This is a genomic window from Streptomyces griseoruber, from assembly GCF_001514205.1.
Classification (GTDB): Bacteria; Actinomycetota; Actinomycetes; order Streptomycetales; family Streptomycetaceae; genus Streptomyces; species Streptomyces griseoruber.
In genome coordinates, this window is record NZ_KQ948763.1 from 464967 (window position 1) to 486312 (window position 21346).

The following is a 21346-nucleotide window of genomic DNA, read 5'->3' on the forward strand; positions in this document are numbered from 1 at the left end:
GGTCGCGCCCCCTTCCCATGGTGTCACCGGTCGGCCGTCAGCCGGACCGGGAGGTCAGCCGAACTGCTGCTCCAGGTCCTTGAGCTTGCGCTCCAGGGAGTCCAGGCGCGGCAGGGCCATGGTGTCGTCCTCCGCGGTGAGGTCGACGGAGTACCCCTCGGAGGACTGGCGCACGGGCTGGAGAGAGGGCCGCTGGCGGACGGGCAGCTGCTCCGGCGCGCTCGCTATGCCGCTCTCCGCGGAGACCCGCTCGGCCGAGGCCGAGGCGTTCGCCGGCTCCAGGGCCGCGGCCTGGCCGGGCTCCAGCTGACGGCCACCGCCGCCACCGCCGCCACCACGCCCGGGCCAGCGGCCGTGACCGCGGCTGATCGCCTTCAGCTGGGCCCGCTCCAGGCGCTGCTCCTCGCGCCGACGCAGCTTGGCCTCTTCCTTGCGGGCCTTGTCGTCACGGACCTCCTCGACGGCCTCGTCCAGGCTGCGCACGTTCTCCAGCAGCATCAGCGACCACGCCTTGTAGGTCTCACGGGGGGCCCTCACCCAGCGCACCACACGGATCTGCGGCAGCGGACGGGGCACCAGGCCCTGCTCGCGGAGCGCGGCACGGCGGGTCTGCTTCAGCGCCCGGTCGAAGAGCACGGCCGCGGACAGCGACATGCCGGCGAAGAAGTGCGGGGCGCCCGCGTGGCTCAGGCCCCTGGGCGCGTGCACCCAGTTGAACCAGGCCGCGGCGCCGGCGAACGTCCACACGAGTATCCGGGAGCCGAGCGCCGCGTCACCGTGGGAGGCCTCGCGGACCGCGAGGACGGAGCAGAACATCGCCGCGCCGTCCAGGCCGAACGGCACCAGGTACTCCCAGCCGCCGGACAGTCCGAGGTTCTGCTCGCCGAAGCCGACCAGGCCGTGGAACGAGAGCGCGGCGGCGACGGCCGCACAGCAGAACAGAAGGACGTAGGAGGCGGTGCCGTATATGGCCTCCTTGCGCCTGCGGCGCTCCTCGCTGCGTTCCCACGAGTCGTCGGTCTTGGCATGCTCCCCGGACCGCTTGCTCCGCGCGAGCACCGCCACCGCCGCCAGCATGCCCAGGAGCAGTACGGCGCCCGGAAGCAGCCAGTTCAGCGATATGTCGGTCAGTCTCATCTGGGTCCCTTGCATTGGGATAGGGCGTAACGCCCGCCATAGTGACCCAATCCCGCCGTTCCTCAGGGGGTTTCGGGGCAAGAGGCCGCCAAGGAGGTGCAAGGGGATGCCCAGGGCGACGTTCCAGCTCGAACTGCCGCTTGAGGGGCGGGAGTTGAGTTCGAACAAGACTACCCGTGCGGGTGGTTCCGCGGAAAGTTCCCGCGGCAGGTGAGGAAATTGTGAATCAGCTGTAACCCTAGGGGGAGTCCCGTCCGGGTGATCTTACGTCAAGCCCGTGGCGGCCGTTGCCCCGGGGGTGCCTGAGGGCGCCTCAGCCGGCGGCGGCCGCGGTGAGCCTGCCGATCCGGTCCGCGTCGCAGGTGCGCGGGCAGGTGGCGCAGGCGTCCTCGGGGCGCACCGTGTAGAACATGCAGCAGCTCGCCCGGTCCCGGGTGGGCAGCGACTCCCCGTCCGGACCGATCAGTTCACGGAAGGCGGCGGAGCCGACGTACGGCTTGGTGGCGCCCGGCAGCAGCAGCTCCAGCTCGTGCCGCGCCCGCTCCTGCTCGCCGTCGCCGAACAGCCGGGCGACGTACCACAGGCCCTCGACGATCTCGTCCGTCACCATGCCCCACAGCGCGCGTCCGCGCCGCCGCGTCCGCGGCCCGAACCCGGCGAGCACCGGCTCGTGGTGCTCGGCCACGGCCGCCCGCACCTCCGCCCGCAGCGCCTCCTCGTCCGGCACCACCCGCGCGCCGGGCAGCGCCGCCGCCGGGTCCCCCGGCAGACAGGCGAACGACGACGGCGGGCGTACGGCCATCCGCATGCCGTCTCCGGTGCGGTCGTACGAGACGTGCGTCACGGGGTGGCGCGGCACCCGGCGGTGCAGGAACCAGGGCACGGTGATCAGCAGGCAGGCCGGCCAGGCGTAGCGGTGCAGTCCGAAGCTCGCCGTCACGTCCGGGCGGGCCCGCTGCCCGTAGTCCCGGACCACCTGGGCGTCGTCCCAGGCCAGGAAGGCGTCCAGGGTGGCGCCGCCGGCGGCGAGCTCCGCCGCCGTGACCCAGCCGCCGCCCCGGGGCGCCGGTGCGCCGGGGTCCAGCTCGGTGACGGTCAGGCCCGGACAGACCTCGGTGAGGCGGGCGTAGGACTCCGCTGTGGCCGACGGGGCTGAGGTCATGCCGGGGACCACCGTTCCAGGAGGCGGGATGGGCAAAAGCAGGTGCTTTTAAAGGTAAGCCTAACCTTACTTGGTGCCTTCGGGATTTGAACTGACGGCCAGTGCGCCTAAGGTGCTTGACGGGCGAGTAACAACCCGCCGTAATGACCCCAAGTACCGATACGTCCGCCAGGAGGACCCGTGAAGCAGGGCACGCAGGGCTCCGCCGGGACGGGGATCGGGCAGGACGACCCGGCCCGCGCCCGGGTGCCGGCCCAGCAGCGGGCGGTCTCCTCCCAGGAACTGGACGGGGAGCGGTGCGGGCCGCGGGGTGCCGCGCGCGGGGAGCACACGCACAGCGAGCCACCGATCCCGCACCCCCGGCCGGTCGTCCAGCGGGCCTCCGTGCGCGGCCAGATCCTGCACGCGCTGCGCATCGCCCTGGTCTCCGGGGAGCTCAGGCCGGGCGAGGTGTACTCGGCCCCGGTCCTCGGCGACCGCTTCGGGGTCTCGGCCACCCCGGTGCGCGAGGCGATGCAGCAGCTCGCGATGGAGGGCGCCGTCGAGGTCGTGCCCAACCGGGGGTTCCGGGTCGTCGAGCGCGGCGCACGGGAACTCGCCGAACTGGCCGAGGTGCGGGCGCTGATCGAGGTGCCGGTGATGCAGCGGCTGGCCCGTACCGTGCCGGCCGAGCGCTGGGCGGAGCTGCGGCCCCTCGCCGAGGCGACGGTCCGTGCCGCGGGCTCCGGCTGCCGGGCGACGTACGCCGAGGCGGACCGCGTCTTCCACCGGGCGCTGCTCGCCCTCGCCGGCAACGAACAGCTCGTCGCGATCGCGGAGGACCTCCACCGCCGCGCCCAGTGGCCCCTGGCCGGCGGCCCCGCCCCGCGCGTGCGGGCCGAACTCCTCGCCGACGCGGCGGAACACCTCGCCCTGCTCGACGCGCTGTGCGCCGGCGAACCGGACGCCGTCCAGACCCTGGTCCGCAACCACTTCGCGGGCGCGGCCTGAGCGGGCGTTGCCCGGGGCCGTTGCCCGGGGCCGTGGTCCGGCGCCGGTCCGTCGTGGCCGGTCGCGCCCACGCGGCGGAGCCGCACCTCGACACAGCCCCGCGCCCCTTCGCGCCCCATCGGGGGCGCCGCTGGGCCCGGCCTACGCCGTCGCCGCCGGCGGCGGGGGTGCCAACTGGCCCGCCAGCCAGGTCGGGACGCCGCCCAGCAGGCGGAACAGCCGCCGCGCCTCCTCCCGGAGCCGGGAGGCCTCCGGCTCGGTCTCGGTGTCGGCGAGGGAGACGAGCGCCGGCGCGGTCCCCACCAGGTAGCCCAACTCCTCCCGGATGCGGAGGGATTCGGCGAAGCCGTGCCGCGCCTCCGCCAACTCCCCGTCCCGCAGGGCCAGTCCGGCCAGATGCCGCCAGGTGAACGACAGCAGCAGCTCGTCGGAGTGGGCGGCCGCCGCCGTGTGGGCGCGCCGGTACGCGGCCCGCGCGGCCTGCGGGGACCGCGAGAGGTTCTCCGCGAGCAGCCCGCGCCGGAAGTCCAGCAGCGCCCGCCCCACCGCGTCCGGCGGGATCAGCGCCGCCGCCCGGCCCAGCGCGGCCCGTGCCTCGTCCACCCGGTCCCGCACCGCGTGCAGCGTGGCGGCGTAGGCGAGGTACCCCCGTTCGCAGGCGGCCGCGCCCCGCTCCTCGTCACCGTGCGCCAGCGCCTCCGCCGTGCGCAGCGCGTCCTCGGCGTCCTGCCAGCCCTGTTCGGTGTACAGGCACCGCTCGACGAGCAGCGCCGCCCGCTGGATCGCGCCCGGCGCGGTGTCCGCCGGCAGCAGGGCCGCGGCGTCGACCCAGCAGGCCCGCGAGCGCAACCGCCACACGGCGATCTGGACGGGGTCGTCATCTGCGGTCGTTCCGGTACCAGACATGGCGGAGTACGCCACGTTGCCCTCCCCGAGCGCGCCGTCGAGCCTTGAGTGAGTGTCGGCATCTCAACATGAATCCCGGACCGGGCCAAGGGGGCGGGTGAAGGATTTCACAAAGTCGTGGGACTGTCCGCCCCCAAAGGTTTCGACGGGCGGCGGCCGGGCTCAGCTCATGCGCAGCGCCAGGAAGAAATCCAGCTTGTCCTCCAGCCGCGACAGATCACGGCTCGTCAACTGCTCGATCCGGCCGACCCGGTAGCGCAGGGTGTTGACGTGCAGATGCAGCCGGGACGCGCACCGCGTCCAGGAGCCGTCGCACTCCAGGAACGCCTCCAGCGTCGGGATCAGCTCGGCCCGGTGACGCCGGTCGTACTCGCGCAGCGGGTCCAGCAGCCGGGCCGTGAACGCCCGGCGCACGTCGTCCGGGACGAACGGCAGCAGCAGCACGTGCGAGGCGAGCTCCTGATGGCCGGCCGCGCAGACCCGGCCGGGCCGGGCCGCCGCCACCCGCCGCGCGTGCCGCGCCTCCTCCAGCGCCCCGCGCAGCCCCTCCGCCGAGTGCACGGCCGCGCTCACCCCGAGCGTGAGGCGCCCGTCACCGTCCAGCCCCGCCGACAGCGGTTCCCGTACGGCGGCCAGCAGCACCTCGGCGAGGACGCCCGCCTCGGAGCCGTCGTGCTCGCTGGAGACCGCCGGCAGCGGCACCAGGGCGACGGCCTCGTCACCGGTGTGGGCGACGGCGATCCGGTCGGACGGTTCGGTCCCGGTCGCCAGCGGGTCCACCAGGATCTCCTCCAGCAGCGACTGGGTCAGCGGACCCGCCTGCGGCCCGTCGCCCCCGGGGCGGTCCCACTCCACGCGCGCCACGACCACCTGCCAGTGCGGGGCGGCCCCGAGGCCCGGCAGCAGCACCGGCGCGGCCACCCGCAGCCGCGCCGCGATCTCCGCCGGGGCCGCGCCGGTCTGCACCAGCTCCAGCACCTCCTGCGCGAGCCGCCGGCGCACCGTGCGCGCCGCGTCCCGCCGGTCCCGCTCGACCGCGATCAGCTGGGTGACGCCGTACAGCAGGTCCAGCCGCTCCTCCTGCCAGTCCCCGGCGTCCGCCTCCACGGCCAGCAGCCAGTCCGACAGCACGCTCTCGCGCACGTCCCGCCCGCCCTGCGCGCCGCGGCCGCCGCCGCTGCGGATCGGGAACAGCGAGTACGTCGTGGGGCCCACCAGCGTCCGGTGCGGTCCGCGCCGGCCGCCGCGCACGGCCGCGAGCTGCTCCCCGGCCAGCCGTGCGCACACATCGGCCGGCAGCGCCGGGCCCGCCGTCTTCGGGCCCGCGATCAGCCGCCCGGTGGGGGACAGCACCCAGGCCCGCAGGTCCAGATCGGAGCCGAGCAGGTCCAGGACCACGTCCGGGCCGCCGCCCGCCGGACCCGAGGTCATCATCCGCCGGTGCCGGTCCACCACCGCCGCGAGGTCCCCGGCACGCTCCCCGCTGACCTGCCGTACGACATGCTCGGTGATCGTCGCGAAGGCCACCGACTCGTGCACCGCGAACAGCGGCAGCCGGTGCCGGGCGCAGGCCACGACCAGATCGTCCGGCACGTCCGACAGCTCGGCCTCGCCGGCCGCGAGCGCCGCCACCCCGGCCTGCGCCAGGATCCGGACGAACGGCTCGGAGTCGGCGGGCCCCCGGCGCCAGGCCAGGCCCGTGAGCACCAGCTCGCCGCCGGAGAGATAGCGGCTCGGGTCCCGCAGATCGGTGGTCATCACTGCGCGCACCGCGCGGTCGAGCTCGCCCTCGCCGCCGAGCAGCCGCAGCCCCAGCGCATCGGTGTCCAGAAGTGCGCGCAGCCGCATCTCGTCGCCGCCGTTCCTTGTCTCGAAAGCTGTCTCGAAAACTACGATGAAAGTGAAGGGATCAGTGGGGCGGAGGCCCGGTGGTGTTTCCAGGGGAATGCCCAGGGGATACGCAGAGGTTTCCGATGCCCTCTGTTCATACGAATCTACAAGATGCCTGTCGCGACCAGCCAACTCCTTCATGGTTTCCGTGACTGACACGGTCGGAGTACGGCCCTGTGTACTGGGCCCACTGCGCGTGAACACCCCATGAACGAGCCGGGCCCGCCGCACACGATCTGGCTCGATCCGTACGACCCACGAGACGAAGAAGAGAGCCGGTCATGGACTTCCTTCGCCCCGCCAGCTGGGAGGAGGCGCTCGCCGCGAAGGCCGAGCACCCCAGCGCGGTGCCGATCGCCGGGGGCACCGATGTGATGGTCGAGATCAACTTCGACCACCGGCGGCCCGAGTACCTCCTGGACCTCAACCGTGTCGCCGACCTCTACGAGTGGGAGACCGGCGAGGACACCGTGCGGCTGGGCGCCTCCGTGCCGTACACGAAGATCATGGAGAATCTGCGGTCCGAGCTGCCGGGCCTGGCCCTCGCCTCGCACACCGTGGCCTCCCCGCAGATCCGCAACCGCGGCGGCGTCGGCGGCAACCTCGGCACCGCCTCCCCGGCCGGGGACGCCCACCCCGCCCTGCTGGCGGCCGGCGCCGAGGTCGAGGCCGAGTCGGTGCGCGGCAGCCGCCGTATCCCCATCGACGACTTCTACACCGGCGTCAAGCGCAACGCGCTCGCCCCGGACGAGCTGATCCGCGCCGTCCACATCAAGAAGGCCGACGGCCCGCAGCAGTACTCCAAGGTCGGCACCCGCAACGCCATGGTCATCGCCGTCTGCGCCTTCGGCCTCGCCCTGCACCCCGGGACCCGCACGGTCCGCACCGGCATCGGATCCGCCGCCCCGACCCCCGTCCGGGCGACGGTCGCCGAGGACTTCCTGAACGCGGCACTGGAGGAAGGCGGCTTCTGGGACAACGGGAAGATCATCACCCCGTCGGTCGCCAAGGAGTTCGCCGGCCTCTGCGCCGCGGCCTGCAACCCCATCGACGACGTCCGCGGCACCGCGAGCTACCGCCGCCACGCGGTCGGCGTCATGGCCCGCCGCACCCTGACCTGGACCTGGGAGTCGTACCGCGGCGCCCGCCGCACCTCGGAAGGAGCCGCGTGATGCGCGTCAACCTCACCGTCAACGGACGCCCCCAGGAGGCCGACGACGTCTGGGAGGGCGAGAGCCTGCTCTACGTCCTGCGCGAGCGCCTCGGCCTGCCCGGCTCCAAGAACGCCTGCGAACAGGGCGAATGCGGCTCCTGCACGGTCCGCCTGGACGGCGTGCCGGTCTGCGCCTGCCTGGTCGCGGCCGGCCAGGCCGAGGGCCGCGAGGTCGTCACCGTCGAGGGCCTCGCCGAGTACGCCCGGCAGCGCTCGTCCGGCGACGCGGGCGACACCCCCGATCTCGCCCCGATCCAGCAGGCGTTCATCGACGCCGGCGCCGTCCAGTGCGGCTTCTGCACCCCCGGTCTGCTGGTCGCCGCCGACGAGATGCTGGAGCACAACCCCGACCCCAGCGACGCGGACATCCGCGAGGCCCTGTCGGGCAACCTGTGCCGCTGCACCGGCTACGAGAAGATCATGGACGCGGTCCGCCTCGCGGCCGCCCGGCAGCAAGAGGCGGTCTGAGCCCATGCCGACCAACGGTGCCCCCACGAAGATCACCCAGGGCTCGCAGACCAAGGGCGGCGTCGGTGAGTCGACGCTCCGCCCGGACGGGACCCTCAAGGTCACCGGCGAGTTCGCGTACTCCTCCGACCTGTGGCACGAGGACATGCTCTGGGGCCAGATCCTGCGCTCCACCGTCGCCCACGCCGAGATCGTCTCCCTCGACACGAGCGAGGCCCTCGCCACGCCCGGCGTGTACGCCGTCATGACGTACGACGACCTGCCCACCGACGTGAAGAACTACGGCCTGGAGATCCAGGACACCCCCGTCCTGGCCCACGGCAAGGTACGCCACCACGGCGAGCCCGTCGCGATCGTCGCCGCCGACCACCCGGAGACCGCCCGCCGCGCCGCCGCCAAGATCAAGGTCGAGTACCGCGAGCTGCCGGTGATCACAGACGAGTCCTCGGCGACCGCCCCGGACGCGGTCCTCGTCCACGAGAACCGCACCGACCACCACATCGGCCATGTCCCGCACCCGAACATCGTCCACCGCCAGCCCATCGTCCGCGGCGACGCGGCCGCGGCCGCCGAGCGGGCCGATGTGATCGTCAAGGGCGAGTACACCTTCGGCATGCAGGACCAGGCCTTCCTCGGCCCCGAGTCCGGCCTCGCCGTCCCCGAGGAGGACGGCGGCGTCCACCTCTACATCGCCACCCAGTGGCTCCACTCCGACCTGCGCCAGATCGCCCCCGTCCTCGGCCTCCCGCCGGAGAAGGTGCGGATGACGCTGGCCGGCGTCGGCGGCGCCTTCGGCGGCCGCGAGGACCTGTCGATGCAGATCCACGCCTGTCTGCTGGCCCTGCGCACCGGCAAACCCGTCAAGATCGTCTACAACCGTTTCGAGTCCTTCTTCGGACACGTCCACCGCCACCCCGCCAAGCTCTCCTACGAGCACGGCGCGACCCGCGACGGCAAGCTGACCCACGTCACCTGCCGGATCGTCCTCGACGGCGGCGCGTACGCCTCCGCCTCCCCGGCGGTCGTCGGCAACGCCGCCTCCCTCGGCATCGGACCGTACGCCGTCGACGACGTCGACATCGAGGCCATCGCCCTCTACACCAACAATCCGCCGTGCGGCGCGATGCGCGGCTTCGGCGCGGTCCAGGCCTGCTTCGCCTACGAGGCACAGATGGACAAGGTGGCCGAGGAACTCGGCCTGGACCCGGTGGAGTTCCGGCAGCGCAACGCCATGGAGCAGGGCACGCTGCTGCCGACCGGCCAGCCGGTCGACTCCCCGGCACCGGTCGCCGAACTCCTGCGCCGCGTCAAGGCGATGCCGATGCCGCCGGAGCGCCAGTGGGAGTCCAGCGAGGGCGCGGACGTACGGCAGCTCCCCGGCGGCCTGTCCAACACCACCCACGGCGAGGGGGTGGTCCGGGGCGTCGGCTACGCGGTCGGCATCAAGAACGTCGGCTTCTCCGAGGGCTTCGACGACTACTCCACCGCGCGCGTCCGGCTGGAGGCCGTGGCCGGCGAGGCCGTCGTCACCGTGCACACGGCGATGGCGGAGGTCGGCCAGGGCGGGGTCACCGTGCACGCCCAGATCGCCCGCACCGAGCTGGGCGTCGCCCAGGTCACCATCCATCCCGCCAACACGGAGGTGGGCAGCGCCGGTTCGACGTCGGCCTCCCGGCAGACGTACGTCACCGGCGGTGCTGTGAAGAACGCCTGCGAGCTGGTCCGCGAGCGGGTCCTGGAGATCGGGCGCCGGAAGTTCGGCACCTACCACCCGGCCTGGGCCACCGCCGAACTGCTCCTGGAGGGCGGCAAGGTCGTCACCGACGGCGGCGAGGTCCTCGCCGACCTGGTCGACGTCCTCGGCGAGGAGGCCGTGGAGGTCGAGGAGGAGTGGCGGCACCGGCCCACCGAGCCCTTCGACCTGCGCACCGGGCAGGGCAACGGCCATGTCCAGTACAGCTTCGCCGCGCACCGGGCGGTCGTCGAGGTCGACACCGAGCTGGGCCTGGTCAAGGTGATCGAGCTGGCCTGCGCCCAGGACGTCGGCAAGGCGCTCAACCCGCTGTCCGTGCTCGGCCAGATCCAGGGCGGCACCACCCAGGGCCTCGGCATCGCCGTCATGGAGGAGATCATCGTCGACCCGAGGACGGCGAAGGTGAAGAACCCCTCCTTCACGGACTACCTCATCCCCACCATCCTCGACACGCCGACCATCCCCGTCGATGTGCTCGAACTCGCCGACGACCACGCCCCGTACGGCCTGCGCGGCGTCGGCGAGGCACCCACCCTGTCCTCCACCCCGGCGGTCCTCGCGGCCATCCGCGCCGCGACGGGCCTGGAGCTGAACAGGACGCCGGTACGCCCGGAACACCTCACCGGCACGGCGTAGGAACCCACCCCCATTCGCCTCGGGCCGTCCCCCGGGCCGGCACCACCCGTCCCAACCCCCGCTGAGACTTGGGAGACGGCACCATGGCCCAGCAGTCCCTGGAGCCCGCAAGAGGGGCGTGGGAGGCGGAAGCCGTCTCCCGCGTCCACGCCGACCGGTCTTGGCTCGACCGCCCCTCGTACCGGCGAGGATCCGTGGTGGCGCCAGGGGCGCGTGGCCGGGTCCCCGCCTTCCCGGCGCGGGCACACATCCTGCTCCTCGACCGTTCCTGGGCGGTGGACGAGAGCAGACCCTTCCCCCGGCACGCCCCGAACGGTCCTGGGCTCGCTGGTCGTCCGCTGTCGCAACCGGGCGGCGACGCGGATCCTGTCCGCGGTCCGATGCCGGAAGGGCGGAGTCCCTCACGACCCGGGCTTCCGGGGGAGGCAGGAGGCGACGGGGAGGCCCTGAGCCGCGCAAGCCGACGATCACCCGATCGAGCCGATCCGGCTCAGGGCCAGCCCGCTGGCTCCCGCTCGCCCCTCGGTGCGGCGGGCGAACTGACCGGCCGGCCGGTGCTGCAGCGGGCGGCGGGCGCCCCCGCACGGGCCTCGCCTCGGTCGTCAGACCGGTGCCTTCCTGTGGGGCCTCTGAAGCATCTTCCTGCTCCATTTCGCCCTCCATCCCTTTGAGGACTGGTTGGGCGTGCACCAGCCGGCCTTCGCCGCACCCTCCACCCCGACCGTCAAGGAGACAGGACATGCTGGACATCGCCGAGGAACTCGTCCGGTGGGTCGAGCAGGGACGTGACTTCGCCGTCGCCACCGTGGTGGCCGTCGGCGGCAGCGCGCCCCGCCGGCCCGGCGCCACCCTCGCGGTGGACGCCGACGGCACGGCGATCGGCTCGGTCTCCGGGGGCTGCGTGGAGGGCGCGGTGTACGACCTGTGCCGCGAGGCCCTCGCCGACGGCGGGACGGTCCTCGAACGCTTCGGCTACAGCGACGACGACGCCTTCGCCGTGGGCCTCACCTGCGGCGGTGTCATCGACATCCTCGTCACCCCGGTGCGGGCCGGCGACCCGGTCCGCGCGGTGGCCGAGGCCGCGCTCGCCACCGCCGCGGCCGGCGGCAGGGCGGCGCTGGCCCGGGTCGTCACCGGCCCGGCGGACCTCGTCGGCCGCGCGCTCCTCGTCCGCCCCGACGGCTCGTACGACGGCGGCTTCGGCGACCGTCCCGAACTGGACCGCACGGTGGCCGCCGAGGCCGCCGCCCTCCTCGACGCCGGCCGCACCGGCACCCTGGAGATCGGCGAGCAGGGCTCCCGCTGCGGAGCCCCGCTCACCGTCCTCGTGGAGTCCTCGGTCCCGCCGCCCCGGATGATCGTGTTCGGCGCGATCGACTTCGCCGCGGCGCTCGTCCGGGTCGGCAAGTTCCTCGGCCACCACGTCACGGTGTGCGACGCCCGCCCGGTCTTCGCGACCCGGGCCCGCTTCCCCGAGGCCGACGAGATCGTCGTCGAGTGGCCGCACCGGTATCTGGAGCGCACGGAGGTGGACGCCAGGACCGTCCTGTGCGTGCTGACCCACGACGCCAAGTTCGACGTCCCCCTGCTGCGGCTGGCGCTGCGGCTGCCCGTGGCCTACGTCGGCGCGATGGGGTCCCGCCGCACCCATCTGGACCGTAACGAACGCCTCCGCGCAGTCGGCGTCACGGAACGGGAACTGGCCCGTCTGCACTCACCCATCGGCCTCGACCTGGGTGCCCGCACCCCCGAGGAGACGGCCCTGTCGATCGCCGCCGAGATCGTGGCCTCCCGCCGCGGTGGCACCGGCGTCCCCCTCACCGGCGCCCACACCCCGATCCACCACGACCTGCCCGCCCGCCCGACGGCCCGGATCGGCTCGGTGGCCTGACCCGACCGGCCCCTCACGCCTCGCGCAGCAGCCTGTCCACCGCCCGCCCGAACATCCGGCGGCCCGCCGTACGCAGCAGCGGATCGAAGGGGGACGGCAGGAAGCGGACGCCGAGCTCCTCGCGCCAGACGACCCGGGTACGGCCGTCCGGGCCCGGCCGCACCTCGATCTCGGCCCAGCCCCGGACCACCCGGCCGCGTTTGACGAGCCGGCACCGGCCCGGCTCGTCGCCGGCCGGCGGTTGCCACACGGTGACCTCCATCCGGTCGTCGAAGGACAGCGGGCCGACCCCTGAACGGGCCACGATCACCGTGCCCTCGCCGTTCGGCGGGGGAGTGACCACGGTGACGCGGGTGAGCGGGACCACCTCGCCGTGCCGCTGCCATCCGGTGAGCCGGCGCCATGCCTCCGCGAGGGGGAGCGGCGCGGTGCGTTCGAGCTGGAAGATGACCACACGACGATCGTAGGCAGCCCATGCGGCCCCTCTGTCGGGTCGTACGCCCGTACGGCACCATGAGGGCCGACCCCGCACGCACCCCGCACCACCACCGGCACGGGAGGACGTCACGTGGACCGCACTGGGCTCGGCGCACTGGACGACATGCAGCGGGACCCCTACCCGCTCTACGGACGGGCACGGGCGGCCGAGGGCCTGCTCCACGTCCCCGAGCTGGACGCCTGGCTGGTCGCCCGCGACCACGACGTACGCGAGGTGCTGCGCAGGCCGGAGGACTTCTCGTCGGCGGGGGCGCTGCGCCCCGACGTGATGCCCTCGCCGGCCGCGCTCGCGGTGCTCGGCACCGGGTTCGGCGGGCGGCCGGTGGTCGTCGGCACCGACGGCGAGGAGCACCAGCGGCTGCGCGCGCCCCTCGTCCGCGGTCTCTCCCCCGCGCGGGTCGCCGCCGTCCTTCCGTACGCCGCTGAGCGTGCCGCCGCCCTGGTCGAGGAGTTCGCCGGGGACGGGCGGGTGGAGCTGATGGCGGCGTACGCGCGCCGGCTGCCCGGCGAGGTCGTCGGGCGGATCGTCGGGCTCGACCCGGCCGATGTGCCCGTCGTCGTGCACGGCGGCCACCGGGCGGAGGAGCTGCTGTTCCGGCCCCTGACGGAGAAGGAGCAGATCGCCGCCGCGGAGGACACCGTCGCCGGACAGCGCCTCCTGGACCGGTACGCCCGTGACCGGCACGCCGACCCGCGCCCCGACCTGTGCTCGGAGATCGTCGCCTCGGTGGCCTCCGCCGCCTCCTCGCCGGGCGAACTCACCCTGGACGAACGGCACGAGGTGGTCTCCCACCTCCAGAACCTGGTGATCGCGGGCCACTTGACCACCACCGCGCTGATCGGGACCTGCGTGCTGCATCTGCTGCGGCACCCTGCCCAGTGGGACCTGCTGTGCGCGGAGCCGGAGCGGATCCCCGCGGCCGTCGAGGAGGCCGCCCGCCACGACACCGCGCTCCAGGGCTTCCGCCGGGTCACCACCCGGCCGCTCACCCTCGCCGGCACCGAACTCCCCGCCGGGGCCTGTCTGTTCGTCGCCTTCGGCGCGACGGGCCGGGACGGGGCGCGGCATCCGCGGCCGGACGAGTTCGACATCACCCGCCCGCCCGGCCGCCACCTCGCCTTCGGCCACGGTCCGCACGCCTGCCCCGGCGCCCAGCTGGCCCGCGAGCAACTCCGCCTGACGCTGGCCGAGTTGACCCGCCGCCTGCCCGGCCTCCGGCTCGACCCGGACCACCCCGTCACTATGCGCCCCACCTTGATCCACCGCTCCCCGCAGGAGCTGCGTCTGACCTGGTGAGTCAGCGGTAGACCTTCCCCGGCTCCGCCGTGCCCGGCGCGAGGAGCTGGGGCACGGTGACGAACACGAAACCCCGTTCCTTCAGGGCGTCGATGATGCCGGGCACGGCCGGGACCGTCCCGTCGTAGAGGTCGTGCAGCAGGATGATGCCGTCGCGGTCGGCCTGGGCGAGGACGCGTTCGGTGATGAGCGCCGAGTCGGTCGTCTGATAATCCTTGGCGGTCACCGTCCACAGGACCTCCGCGAGGCCCTGCTCGCGGCAGATCTCGTGCACGGTCTCGTTCGTGCGGCCCTGCGGCGGGCGCATCAGGGTGGGGCGGCGGCCGGTGAGGCGCTCTATCGCGTCGTCGGGGCGCCGGAGTTCCTCGCGTATCTCGTCCGGCTCGATCCGGGTCAGTATTTTGTGGTCCCAGGTGTGGCTGGCCACCTCGTGGCCCTCGGCGGCCATGCGCCGGACGAGGTCCGGATACTTCTCGATGTGGCGCTTCCCCAGCAGGAAGAAGGTCGCGTGGACCTGTTTCTCCTTGAGGATGTCCAGCAGACGGGCCGAGTGCTCACTGGGGCCCGCGTCGAAGGTGAGCGCGATGCACTTCACCTCGCGGCAGTCGACGGCACCCAGGCGGGCGGCCGCCTGCACGGTGGCCGCCGGGCGGGCGCGGGCGGCGCTGGGGGCGGTGGTGTCGAGACCACCGCAGCCGGTGAGTGTGACCGCCAGGCAGGCGGCCGCCGCCGAGACGGCGACGGCACGCAACCCGGCCCCCGTTTTCTTCATCTTCCTGGTCAGAGAAGGCATGCCGAGACTATACATAGCGCGTATACACCCTATGTATAGTCTCGGTGTCGTGCGGTCGGGCGGCCCTCCGGGCCCTGCCCTACTGGGCGTAGAAGGTGGCGTCCCCCTTGTCCGTCGTGGTGCTCGGGGTCTGCACGTACAGCAGGTAGTTGTAGTGCCGGATGTAGCGGCCCGCGTAGTTGTACGACTCGTACGAGATCCCCGCCGAGTCGGCGAGCCCGGACCGCTGGTAGAAGCTGGCGTCGGAGGCGAAGGCCGAGGTGCCGTCGTTCTTCTCCACCCACACCTCGAAGTTCTTGTGCCGCAGGTAGTAGCCGGGGAAGTTGGCCGACTCCAGCGACACCGTGCCGGTACCGGCCAGCCCCGTCACGACCCGGAACTGCGAGTCCGCGAGCGGGCTGACGTTCGCCTCGATCCTCCCCCGGTACTCCCAGTGCCGGATGAACCGGTCCGGGTAGTTGAAGGAGGAGAACCGCTGCGGGGTGACCCCGTCGGCGACCGGGATGCCGAAGTCCGGCGTGCCGTCCGCCTTCCAGTACACCTTCTGCACCCGGGTCCGCCGGTTGGGGTCGTTCAGCGGGTCGCCGGAGATGTCCTTGTAGCTGCGGTCGTGGTAGACGAGGATGTCCGACTTGCCGTCCTCGGACACGGTGAAGGAGTTGTGCCCCGGCCCGTACTGCGAGGTCGCCGCGCTCGACGCGAACACCGGCGACGAACCCTTCGTCCAGGACGCCGCGTTCGTCAGGTCCGCCGTCGCGGACGCGGTCAGCATCCCCAGGCAGTAGTTGGCGTCCGTGGCGCTCGCCGAGTAGGTCAGGAACACCTTGCCGCCGTGCTGGATCAGAGCCGGCCCCTCGTTGACCTTGTAGCCCACCGTCTCCCAGGACAGCGTCGGCTGCGAGATCTCCGTCGGAGTGCCGGAGATCGTCCAGGGGTTGGACATCTTCGCGATGAACAGGCTCGTGTTGTTGTCCTCGGACGGGTTGTGCTGCGCCCAGGCGAGATAGCGCACGCCGTTCACCACGAAGGTGGTGGCGTCCAGGGAGAAGCTCTCCCAGGTGGTCGTGATCTGGCCCTTCTCGGTCCAGGTCGCGGTCAGTGGGTTGGAACCGGTGCCTTCGAGGACGTACATCCGGATCGCCCACACGTCGGAGGTCGACCCGGCCGCGAAGTACACGTACCACTTGCCGTCGATGAAGTGGATCTCCGGCGCCCAGATGTGCGCGCCCATGATCCCGCTGGAGTGCTTGGTCCAGATGGTGACCTCGGAGGCCGTGGCGAGGCCCTGGATGGTCGTCGCCCGGCGCAGCACGATGCGGTCGTACTCCGGGACGGTGGCGGTGAAGTAGTAGTAGCCGTCGGTGTGCTTGAAGATGTGCGGGTCGGCGCGCTGCGCGGCGATCGGGTTGGTGTAGGTCACGGCGGGCGATTCCGGTACGGCGGCCTGGGCGGGGGAGCCCACGCCGGTGAGGACGGCCGCGAGGGCGACGAGGACGGCCAGGAGCAGCCGTACGGCGTTGCGTCTCAAGGGAGTTCTCCAGGGGATGGGGAGATGCGGGAAGATGCGGGGGCGGGTGGGGTCAGGTGGTGGGCACGAGGCGCCACTGCTGGCAGGTGTTGTCCAGCCAGGTCCACTGGCGTACGTCGGTGCCGTTCGCGGTACCGCAGTTCGCTACGTCGGCGACCTTGCCGGTGGACTCGTTGACGATCCGGACGTAGTCGCCGGTGGCGGTGAACACCAGCCGGAAGCGCTGGCACTTGTTGTTCAGCCACGACCACTGGCGGATGTCGGTGCCGTCCGCGCTCGCGCAGTCGGCGATGTCGGCGACCTTGCCGGTGGCCACGTTGACCAGCCGGTTGGTGTCGTCGCCGAGGTCCTCGATCTTCCACTTCTGGTTGGTCCCGCCGTTGCAGGTCCACTGGAAGATGTTCGTGCCGTCGGCCGTGGCGCCGCCCTCGACGTCCAGGCACTTGCCGCTGTTGCGGTTGACCAGGGTGTACGCGGCCGGGGTCGCCGCCGTCTCGCCCGACGGGCCGGGCAGCGAGGTGCCGAGGGCGACCGGGGTGCCGAAGTTCGGGGTGCCGTCGGCGTTCCAGGTGAACTTCTGCGCCCGTGTCGTGCGCCCGTTGCCGCAGCCGCCGCTGCTGGAGGAGTTGGCGTGGTAGACGATCCAGTTCTCGGTGCCGTCCGGCGAGCTGAAGAAGCCGTTGTGACCGGGACCGTAGACCCCGCCCGTGTCACTGCGCTGGAAGACCGGCGACTGCGTCTTCGTCCACGAGGACGGGCTGAGCGGATCGGAGCCGGTCAGCTCCAGCAGCCCCAGCTTGTAGTCGGCCGTGGTGCAGTAGCTCGCCGAGAACGTCAGGAACGTACGGCCGCCGTGATACAGCGGCTCGGGGCCCTCGTTCACCGCCGCGCCCGAGGTCTCCCAGCTCAGCGTGGGGCTGGAGATGATCGTGAAGGTGTCGCTGGAGAGCGTGTACGGGTTGCTCATCGGCGCGATGACCAGGCTCTGCTTGCTGCCGTTGATGAACCCGCTGCCCACCAGGTACAGCTTGCTGTTCGCCTGGAGCACGGTGGCGTCGATCAGCCAGCCGCCCGGCGTGAGGTTGGAGCCGGTGAGCGACCCCTTGTAGGTGTACGGGCCCAGCGGATCGGTGCCGGAGCTCTCCAGGACATGGGTGCGCTGGGAGTCGCAGCAGGAGACGCCGCTCGGCCCGGCCGAGTAGTACAGGTACCAGTGGCCGTTGAACTGGTGGAGTTCCGGCGCCCAGATGTTGGTGTTGCGGGTGGACGTGGTGTCCGACCAGACCTGCACATTGGGCGCGGTGGCGAGGCCGGCCAGTGTCGGCGACTTGCGGATGCCGAGGATGCCGGTGAACGTCGTGGTGATCAGGTAGTAGTTGCCGTCGTAGTACTCCAGCCAGGGGTCGGCCCCCTTGTACGACTTCAGCGGGTTGGTGTACGGGCGGCCGTCCGCCGCGGACACCGGCTGGGTCGCCGCCACCAGGGCCACCAGCAGCGTCAGCACGCAGACGAGCAGAGGTCTGCGGCGGCGCGTCGCGGGCGAACCGGGGCGCCGACGGAACATCCGAGGCATACAGGACCGTCCCTTGTCCGTAATTTCGAACGTAGTTCGTAACTTCGGCCCAGAACATAAGGGGGCCGCATGTCCGCGTCAATGCTCTCGGCGAGCCGGGGTGGAGTCCGCTTGTTCGAGGGGTCCTTTTCTCAGGTGTGTGTATAGTGCACGCTCTGTGAAATGCCCGGGGAAAGGCGAGTCCTGGCGTTTCGGCCCGACTGGCCGGAACCCGACGTTTTTTGCCCTCTCCTTTACCTGTACGGGTGACGGCCCAGGTCTCGGCTTGGTTCCGGAACCGTCGCCTCCGATGACCTGAGGCGGTTCGCGTATGCCGGAGGAAATGATCCCGGCGGCCGGTTCCGGGAAATAGGGGACGCGAACAATGGGAAAGGGAATGAACGGAAAGGGTGCGCGTCATGCCGCCTGTGGTTCCCCCGTTCCTGATCGGTCTCATCGCCGCACCTCTCGCCAAAAGGGTCGTCAAACCCCTGATGCGCGGACTGGTGAAGACCTCCGTCGGACTCGTCCTCGAGGTCGGGCGCGTCGCCCACGAGGCGAGCGAGGGAGTCCAGGACCTCGCCGCCGAGGTCACCGCCGAGGTCGTGGCCGCGCAGATGGCGGGCGGTGACGGCGCCCGCGGGACGGAGCCGGCCCCACGGCCGCGAAGACCGCCGCGTCCGACGGGCACCACGAGGCCCCGGCCAAGCGCCCGCCCGCCGTCGCCACCGACAAGGCGCACTGAAACACCCACGCCGTGCCCGTTCCAGGGAAAGACCTCGGGGATCCGCTGACCATGACCATGCTGGTGACCATGTGCTCCGCCGTTCCGGGGCGACAGCGCTGGCAGATTCCCGAAAGGGCGGGGAAAAGACATCTCGCGAGCGTATTCGCCGAAGTACTGGAAAAAACTCCCGGCATCAGGACGGCGCGCGTCAGTGACGTCACCGGAGGCGTTCTGGTCCTCCATGCCCCGCACTCGGAACCGCCGAGGTCGGCGGAATCCTCAGGAATTCCCTGACGGCCGTTCTCCGCTGTGTCCGCCCCCGGTCCGGCGGGAAATCCGCGCCACTGACCCGGACGGCGGAATCGGCCGCGGCGCCCGGCCGGAACCGGGACGCACCCGACCCGGGCCGATGTCGTACGCCGGACTCGACGCCCGTGCCCACCAGTTCGCCCACGCCCTCCTCGAACAGGGCGTCGGGCCGAGGACGTGGTGGCGCTGGTGCTGCCGCGTTCCGTGGACCCGGTCGTCGCGATCCTCGGGACGATGACGGCGGGCGCCGCCTATCTGCCGGTCGACCCCGGCCACGCCGAGGCGCGTAGCGCGCACATGCTGGCGGACGCGGTCGCCGGTGCGGGTCTGACGGACGGTCATCCTCGGGTTCCGCGCGGCTTCGGGGCTCCAGGCAACCTCGGCGGGCGTCCGCCCCTCCTAGGAGTCGAACCCCGCGGAACCCGGACAGGAGTGCCCGTTGGACCGTCAGTTGTCCCGTCGTCGTTTCATGGTCTACACGCTCGCGGCGTCCACCCTGACCGTCGCGGCCCCCCTCGCCTGCGACGCCCCGCCCGCCGAGGGGGCCGAGCCCGCGCGCCGCTCCTCCGACGTGCTGGTGACCGGGACCGACGAGGAGATGCTGGTCCTCGAGGTCACCGCGGCCAACAGGATCGTCGTACGGCTGCCGAGGGTCGAGGTCGGGCAGGGGGTCACCACCGCCGTCGCGATGATGATCGCCGAGGAGCTGGACGCCCGGCTCGCCGACATCGACATCCCCCTCGCCGACGCCCGTACCCAGGGCAACCAGTACACGGGCGGCTCCAGTTCGGTGCGTTCGCTGTACGGCCCGGCCCGGCAGCTGGCCGCCACCGCGCGGGCCAAGCTGGTCACCGCGGCGGCCCGGCTCTGGCACGTCCCGGCGCGCGCCCTGCGCACCAGGGACACCAAGGTGTACGCGCCGGACGGACGCTCGGCCACCTTCGGCTACCTCACCGGGTACGCCGCCGCGATCCGGGTGCCCGCCGTGTCCGCCCGGCCCAAACCGGCCTCCCGGCACCAGGTGATCGGGCGGCCCACCACCCGCATCGACGCGCGCGACATCGTCACCGGCAAGGCCCGCTACGCCGGCGACCTCACGGTGGCGGGGGCCCGGCCGACCGTGGTGGCGCGGCCGCCCACGCTCGGCGGCACGGTGCTCTCCCTCGACGACCGCGCGGCCCGGGCGATGCCCGGTGTGCACGCCGTGGTGCGGGTCGAGGGCGGGGTCGCCGTGGTGGCGGAGACCTTCCACCACGCCTTCCAGGCCCGCGACGCCCTGAAGATCACCTGGGCGCCGGGTCCGCTCGCGGCGCTCTCCGACGCCGACATCCGCCGCCGGCTGCGTGCCGCCGTGCCCCGCCTCGGCACCCCGCCGCGCGGATCGGCGCAGGTGGAGGGCGAGTTCGAGTTCGCGTTCGTCAGCCACGCGCCGATGGAGGTGCTGACCGCGGTGGCGGACGTCCGCCCCACCAGGGCCGAGATCTGGTTCTCCTCCCAGACCCCGATGGACGCCCGCGACAGCATCGCCGAGGCCGTCGGGCTGCCCGCCGCCAAGGTCAAGGTCCATGTGATGCGCGGCGGCGGCTCGTTCGGCCGGCGGCTCGACTCCGACGCCGCCCTGGAGGCGGCCCTCATCTCGAAGGCGGCGGGCCGGCCGGTCAAGCTGATGTGGAGCCGCGCCGACGACATCCGGCACGGCCGCATGCGCCCGGCCGGCCGGCACCGCATCCGCGCCAGCCTCGCCGGTGGCCGCGTGGTGGCCTTCGCCCACTCCACGGCCTCGGTGAGCACGGCGTACGAGGGGAAGGGCGCCGTCCGGCGGGCGTCCTTCGCGTCGGCGGCCGGGCCGCTGCCCAGCGACAGCGGCCTGTACAACTTCGGTGCCCTGTCCGGGGACTACGGCTCCGTCGGGCTGGCGAGCATCCCGCTCGGCGCCTGGCGGTCGGTGGACTCCGGGACCTCGCGGACGGCGGAGGAGATCGTCGTCGACGAGATCGCCGTACGCCTCGGGAAGGACCCGGTCGCGTTCCGCCGTACGACACTGCGCAGCAAGGCCGTCCGGGCGGTACTCGCCAAGGCGGCCGCCGCCGGGCACTGGGGCCGCGCCCTGCCGGCCGGGCACGGTCAGGGGGTCGCCGTCCACGAGGAGTACGGCTCCTGCGTGGCCTGCCTGGCCGAGATCGACGCCACCGACCCCAAGCACCCCCGGGTGACCCGGGTGGTGATGGCCGCCGACGTGGGCATCGCCGTCAACCCGCGCGGGCTCCAGGCCCAGCTCATGGGCACGGCGATCGACGGCATCTCCACCGTCCTGACGGCCGGTCTGCACATCGACCGGGGGGCCGTCCGCGAGGGCAGCTACGCCGACTTCCACTACGCCCGCCAGCGCGACGCCCCCCTCCGCTTCGAGGCGCACATCATGCCCTCGCACGGGGAACCGGGCGGCGCGGGCGAACTCGGCGTCCCGGCGGCGGCCGGCGCGGTCGCCAACGCCTACGCCCGCGCGACGGGCACCAGGCCACGTCGCTTCCCCCTGAACTCCTGAACTCCTGAACTCCTGAACTCCTGCACGCGTGACCGTGCTCTCCGTCGAACA

At 72.6% G+C, this 21346-nt stretch carries 16 protein-coding genes and 1 pseudogene; 9 read left to right on the forward strand and 8 right to left on the reverse strand.

Annotated elements, in window-relative coordinates; translation table 11 throughout:
* Positions 1-54 precede the first annotated feature (54 nt).
* On the reverse strand, positions 55-1137 hold the full coding sequence (locus AQJ64_RS01970; protein WP_055632302.1) for a DUF2637 domain-containing protein: 1083 nt from the start codon (positions 1135-1137) through the stop codon (positions 55-57).
* Between the two features lie 313 nt (positions 1138-1450).
* Positions 1451-2299 carry a (2Fe-2S)-binding protein gene (locus AQJ64_RS01975; protein ID WP_055632301.1) on the reverse strand — a complete coding sequence of 283 codons (849 nt, stop codon included), beginning with the start codon at positions 2297-2299 and terminating at the stop codon, positions 1451-1453.
* 180 nt (positions 2300-2479) lie between these two features.
* Between AQJ64_RS01975 and AQJ64_RS01980 the strand changes: the two genes are divergently transcribed.
* Complete coding sequence (locus tag AQJ64_RS01980) at positions 2480-3289, forward strand: GntR family transcriptional regulator (RefSeq protein WP_055632300.1); 810 nt, start codon at positions 2480-2482, stop codon at positions 3287-3289.
* Positions 3290-3430: 141 nt separating this feature from the next.
* On the opposite strand, the gene AQJ64_RS01985 is transcribed toward AQJ64_RS01980, so the two are convergent.
* Both AQJ64_RS01985 and AQJ64_RS01990 read right to left on the reverse strand, forming a co-directional pair.
* Entirely contained in the window at positions 3431-4195 is a 765-nt protein-coding gene (locus tag AQJ64_RS01985) for a hypothetical protein (protein WP_055632305.1), read from the reverse strand.
* Positions 4196-4357: 162 nt separating this feature from the next.
* Positions 4358-6043, reverse strand: a complete 1686-nt coding sequence (locus AQJ64_RS01990) for a helix-turn-helix domain-containing protein (protein WP_055632299.1) — start codon at positions 6041-6043, stop codon at positions 4358-4360.
* Positions 6044-6366: 323 nt separating this feature from the next.
* On the opposite strand from AQJ64_RS01990, the gene AQJ64_RS01995 reads away from it, so the two are divergent.
* From AQJ64_RS01995 to AQJ64_RS02010, 4 genes are all read left to right on the forward strand, one after another.
* Positions 6367-7257, forward strand: coding sequence for an FAD binding domain-containing protein (locus AQJ64_RS01995; protein ID WP_055632298.1), 891 nt, complete (start codon positions 6367-6369; stop codon positions 7255-7257).
* Positions 7257-7766, forward strand: coding sequence for a (2Fe-2S)-binding protein (locus AQJ64_RS02000; protein ID WP_055632297.1), 510 nt, complete (start codon positions 7257-7259; stop codon positions 7764-7766). The genes AQJ64_RS01995 and AQJ64_RS02000 overlap by 1 nt, the downstream gene beginning before the upstream one ends.
* 4 nt (positions 7767-7770) lie before the next feature.
* Positions 7771-10155 (forward strand): xanthine dehydrogenase family protein molybdopterin-binding subunit, encoded by a 2385-nt coding sequence (locus tag AQJ64_RS02005; protein ID WP_055632296.1) that lies wholly within the window; start codon positions 7771-7773, stop codon positions 10153-10155.
* Positions 10156-10894: 739 nt separating this feature from the next.
* Complete coding sequence (locus AQJ64_RS02010) at positions 10895-12046, forward strand: XdhC family protein (RefSeq protein ID WP_055632295.1); 1152 nt, start codon at positions 10895-10897, stop codon at positions 12044-12046.
* A 13-nt stretch (positions 12047-12059) separates the two neighbouring features.
* On the opposite strand, the gene AQJ64_RS02015 is transcribed toward AQJ64_RS02010, so the two are convergent.
* Positions 12060-12500, reverse strand: a complete 441-nt coding sequence (locus AQJ64_RS02015) for an SRPBCC family protein (protein WP_055632294.1) — start codon at positions 12498-12500, stop codon at positions 12060-12062.
* 114 nt (positions 12501-12614) lie between these two features.
* Here AQJ64_RS02015 and AQJ64_RS02020 point away from each other — a divergent pair, with 114 nt between their 5' ends.
* Complete coding sequence (locus AQJ64_RS02020) at positions 12615-13841, forward strand: cytochrome P450 (RefSeq protein ID WP_397803132.1); 1227 nt, start codon at positions 12615-12617, stop codon at positions 13839-13841.
* A 1-nt stretch (position 13842) separates the two neighbouring features.
* On the opposite strand, the gene AQJ64_RS02025 is transcribed toward AQJ64_RS02020, so the two are convergent.
* From AQJ64_RS02025 to AQJ64_RS02035, 3 genes are all read right to left on the reverse strand, one after another.
* Positions 13843-14634 (reverse strand): polysaccharide deacetylase family protein, encoded by a 792-nt coding sequence (locus AQJ64_RS02025; protein ID WP_079061418.1) that lies wholly within the window; start codon positions 14632-14634, stop codon positions 13843-13845.
* Positions 14635-14713: 79 nt separating this feature from the next.
* On the reverse strand, positions 14714-16162 hold the full coding sequence (locus AQJ64_RS02030) for a family 43 glycosylhydrolase (RefSeq protein ID WP_107120587.1): 1449 nt from the start codon (positions 16160-16162) through the stop codon (positions 14714-14716).
* A 52-nt stretch (positions 16163-16214) separates the two neighbouring features.
* On the reverse strand, positions 16215-17726 hold the full coding sequence (locus AQJ64_RS02035; RefSeq protein ID WP_079061420.1) for a family 43 glycosylhydrolase: 1512 nt from the start codon (positions 17724-17726) through the stop codon (positions 16215-16217).
* Positions 17727-18133: 407 nt separating this feature from the next.
* Here AQJ64_RS02035 and AQJ64_RS45180 point away from each other — a divergent pair, with 407 nt between their 5' ends.
* From AQJ64_RS45180 to AQJ64_RS02040, 3 genes and pseudogenes are all read left to right on the forward strand, one after another.
* Positions 18134-18508: a DUF5132 domain-containing protein gene (locus AQJ64_RS45180; RefSeq protein ID WP_079061455.1), complete on the forward strand. Its 375-nt coding sequence runs from the start codon at positions 18134-18136 to the stop codon at positions 18506-18508.
* Between the two features lie 413 nt (positions 18509-18921).
* Positions 18922-19071, forward strand: a pseudogene (locus tag AQJ64_RS52195) (AMP-binding protein); the annotation flags it as partial.
* A 148-nt stretch (positions 19072-19219) separates the two neighbouring features.
* Complete coding sequence (locus tag AQJ64_RS02040; RefSeq protein WP_079061421.1) at positions 19220-21295, forward strand: xanthine dehydrogenase family protein molybdopterin-binding subunit; 2076 nt, start codon at positions 19220-19222, stop codon at positions 21293-21295.
* Positions 21296-21346: the final 51 nt, after the last annotated feature.